The organism is Novosphingobium sp. CCH12-A3, assembly GCF_001556015.1.
In the GTDB taxonomy this organism is placed as follows: domain Bacteria; phylum Pseudomonadota; class Alphaproteobacteria; order Sphingomonadales; family Sphingomonadaceae; genus Novosphingobium; species Novosphingobium subterraneum.
In genome coordinates this window covers 1-3,032 of the sequence record NZ_LSIA01000195.1, presented here as the reverse complement: position 1 = coordinate 3,032, position 3,032 = coordinate 1, and the positions used below count along the sequence as shown (strand labels likewise).

Below are 3,032 nucleotides of genomic sequence, written 5' to 3'. Positions count from 1 at the left end.
TGCGCGACTACATCGCAGACTGGTGCGCCCAAACATTCAACGAAATGGTGTAGACTGGATCTGACGAACGCCCCGGTTGCAAAGGAGAATGCGCATGATCTTCGCCGATCCCCGCGTGGCTCGCGTGTTCGACCGCTACCGCGACCGCGCAAGAAACGATGGGGATCGCATGAAGACGCTCGGCCTCGCCGGGTTTGCCGTCCGTGACGAATTCCTGCTACCAGTAGGCGAGGATGCCGGACGTTTCATGCATTCGCTAATCCTCGCACGCCGCCCGGCACGCATACTCGAACTCGGCACCAGCTACGGATATTCGACGCTGTTCCTTGCAGATGCCGCAGCGCAGATCGGTGCGCTTGTCGTGACCTGCGAATTGGCCGACTACAAACAGACTTACGCCCGCGAACAACTGGCAGAGGCAGGACTGGATCACTTCGTCGAATTTCGGTGCGGTGACGCTCTGGATTGTCTTCAAGCCGATGAAGGGCTTTGGGACTTTGTGCTTCTCGACATCTGGAAAGAGCTCTATTTGCCTTGCTTCGAGGCATTCTATCCTAAACTGAGCGACGAAGGCGTTATTGTTTCCGACAACATGATCGAACCCGAATTCGATCGTCCTAGTGTTCGCCAGTATCGTAACGCAGTCCGCTGCAAGCCCGATCTGCAATCCGTGTTGCTGCCCATCGGCAGCGGAATCGATCTGACCGTGCGCTGGAGCGCCGACAATCCGAAGCTTTGAAAGTCCATCGATGATTTACGAAATCGCCGCGCTCACCATTGATCCCGCCCGCATGGACGAATTCGAAGCCGCGGTGGCACAGGCCCGTCCACATTTCGAACAGGCGAGGGGATTTGTATCGTTCGCGTTGCAGAGGGTGATCGAGGAACCGGGAACCTATCGCCTGGTCGTCGGCTGGACCAGCGTGGAAGCCCACATGGTCGACTTCCGGGAAAGCCAGGGCTTCCAGGAATGGCGAGCCTTGGCTGGTCCATTTTTCACGGCCCCGCCTTGCGTCGTGCATGTCGAGAACGTGATCTGACGCCGCTCGGCCGCATGATCATCTTCCTCGGTTGTTTGTTCCCGAGTTGCAGTCAGTTCCGCCCTGACCGACCACTTCCCGCTTATTGATCTTCTCGAACTGCGGCATAAGGTGCGGAAGATCAGGGCGGGGGGGCGGCACTCCTTTGTGCCGAAGATAAGCATGGCGCACGACATTAGCGGGACATTCGAACGGCCTGCGCTTGCCTCTCTGGCTGACGAAATGGAGCGCCACGGGACAAGTCGCGATGCCCCCGTGCGCGAAATCATGGCGCTCCTCGGTGACCGGTGGTCGACTCTGATACTTCTGGTGCTTGCTACCGGAGAGCTTCGCCACGCCGAACTGCGGCGCCTGCTTGCCAGGCTCTCAGCCGAACGCGCCATTTCCCAGCGCATCCTCACCATGAAGCTCCGCACATTGGAACGGGATGGCTTTGTCACGCGCAGGATCAGCGGCGATGTGCCACCGAAGGTAAGCTACAACCTCACCCATCTGGGGGAGTCCTTGCACGTTCAGACGCGCGGCTTGATCAACTGGATCAACGCCCACCAAGACCTCATCCGCGCTTCCCGCGCGGCGTTTGACAGTGAGGAAGAGTAGACCCCTCCATCAACGCAAGGAATTGTTCATCCGCCACGGGGACTTTGCGGTCCCGACGAAGTCCGGGTCGACGCGCTCTCTTGCCTGGCCGCTCCGAAAAGTTAGGCTGCAGCAAGCAGTGCGCGGCTTTCGGGAAGGCATCCGTGATGTTTGATTTTATTCGCAAGCAGTTTGTCGATGTCATCGAGTGGCTGGAGCAGCCCGGCGAACTGGCTTGGCGCGTGCCCTTTGCCGATCGCGAAATCCAGCACGGCGCCCAGTTGACGGTGCGCGAAGGACAGATCGCGGCCTTTGTCAATGAAGGCCGCATCGCAGATTACTTTGGACCGGGCCTGCATACGCTCGAAACCGCCAACCTGCCCCTGTTGTCCAACCTGATGAACTGGGACAAGGCTTTCAAATCGCCATTCAAGTCGGACGTGGTGTTCCTCTCGCTGAAGGAGCAGCATGGCCTGAAGTGGGGAACTGCCCAGCCAGTTACAGTGCGCGATGCTGAATTCGGCGCGCTGCGCCTGCGTGCATTCGGCTCATATTCCTTTCGCGTAAGCGAAGTCGCGCCATTCGTCTCGCGGGTGATGGGGACGCTGGCCGGCATCTCGGTGCCCTCGCTCGAACCGCAATTGCGTGCCGCGATCCAGACCGCGATAGCCACTGCCCTTGGCGGCAGTGGCATTGCCTTCCTCGATCTGGCGGCAAACCAGCAGGCGCTTTCCGACCGGATCAAGCTCGAGGTCGACAAGGCCTTTGCGCAGTGGGGACTGACCTGCCTTTCGTTCTACGTCGAAAGCGTGTCGCTGCCCGATGAAGTCCAGGCCCATCTGGATAAGGCCAGTTCGATGCGAGTGCTTGGCGATCTCGGAAATTACACTCGTTTCCAGGCGGCAGAAGCAATCGAGGATGCTGCAAACCAGGATGGCGGCGGGGTGGCCGGTATCGGCGCCGGGGTTGCTGCTGCAACGGCATTGGGCGGCGCGATGGCCCAGGGACTTGGCCAGGCAACGATCCCCGCAACAGCTCCCGCTGTCACCCAAGAAGATCCCCTCGCAATGATCGAGAAACTCCACAGGCTGGTAACGCTGGGCGCATTGAGCCAGCAGGAGTTCGATGCCAAGAAGGCCGAGCTGCTCGCGCGAATCCGCTGATTGCGCGTTCGCATTGGGGGGAAGCGGGACGTGATGAATTGCCCTTCGTGCGGAGCGCAGGTGCCGGTGCGAGGCCCGTCCCTTCCCTATGCGACGTGCCCCTACTGCCAGACACTGATCCTGCGCCACGGGCTCGATATCGAGGATGTGGGCAAGGTTGCAGTCCTGCCATTCGATGTTTCACCGATCCAGCTTGTCGCCCGTGAAAAACTCTGAAGCCTTTGGGAATGCGTGGGTTTTAGCGGATTTG

General features: G+C 59.7%; 5 protein-coding genes. All 5 read left to right on the top strand.

The annotated features are described in order from the left end of the window. Positions 1-169 precede the first annotated feature (169 nt). The 5 genes from AX703_RS14780 (at position 170) to AX703_RS14760 (ending at position 2,998) form a co-directional block, all read left to right on the top strand. A complete protein-coding gene (locus AX703_RS14780; protein WP_197423733.1) occupies positions 170-739 on the top strand; it encodes an O-methyltransferase in 570 nt (189 codons plus the stop codon). Positions 740-749: 10 nt separating this feature from the next. After that, positions 750-1,040, top strand: a complete 291-nt coding sequence (locus AX703_RS14775; RefSeq protein WP_062345124.1) for an antibiotic biosynthesis monooxygenase — start codon at positions 750-752, stop codon at positions 1,038-1,040. Between the two features lie 162 nt (positions 1,041-1,202). Then, positions 1,203-1,640: a helix-turn-helix domain-containing protein gene (locus AX703_RS14770; protein ID WP_039334635.1), complete on the top strand. Its 438-nt coding sequence runs from the start codon at positions 1,203-1,205 to the stop codon at positions 1,638-1,640. Between the two features lie 146 nt (positions 1,641-1,786). After that, entirely contained in the window at positions 1,787-2,782 is a 996-nt protein-coding gene (locus tag AX703_RS14765) for an SPFH domain-containing protein (RefSeq protein WP_062345122.1), read from the top strand. 33 nt (positions 2,783-2,815) lie between these two features. Beyond that, a complete protein-coding gene (locus AX703_RS14760) occupies positions 2,816-2,998 on the top strand; it encodes a hypothetical protein (protein WP_062345120.1) in 183 nt (60 codons plus the stop codon). Positions 2,999-3,032: the final 34 nt, after the last annotated feature.

What these genes read in the sequence shown, in the direction of transcription:
- AX703_RS14780 (WP_197423733.1), top strand. Translation starts at nt 170, where the DNA reads ATGAAGACGCTCGGCCTCGCCGGGTTTGCCGTCCGTGACGAATTCCTG.
- AX703_RS14775 (WP_062345124.1), top strand. Translation starts at nt 750, where the DNA reads ATGATTTACGAAATCGCCGCGCTCACCATTGATCCCGCCCGCATGGAC.
- AX703_RS14770 (WP_039334635.1), top strand. Translation starts at nt 1,203, where the DNA reads ATGGCGCACGACATTAGCGGGACATTCGAACGGCCTGCGCTTGCCTCT.
- AX703_RS14765 (WP_062345122.1), top strand. Translation starts at nt 1,787, where the DNA reads ATGTTTGATTTTATTCGCAAGCAGTTTGTCGATGTCATCGAGTGGCTG.
- AX703_RS14760 (WP_062345120.1), top strand. Translation starts at nt 2,816, where the DNA reads ATGAATTGCCCTTCGTGCGGAGCGCAGGTGCCGGTGCGAGGCCCGTCC.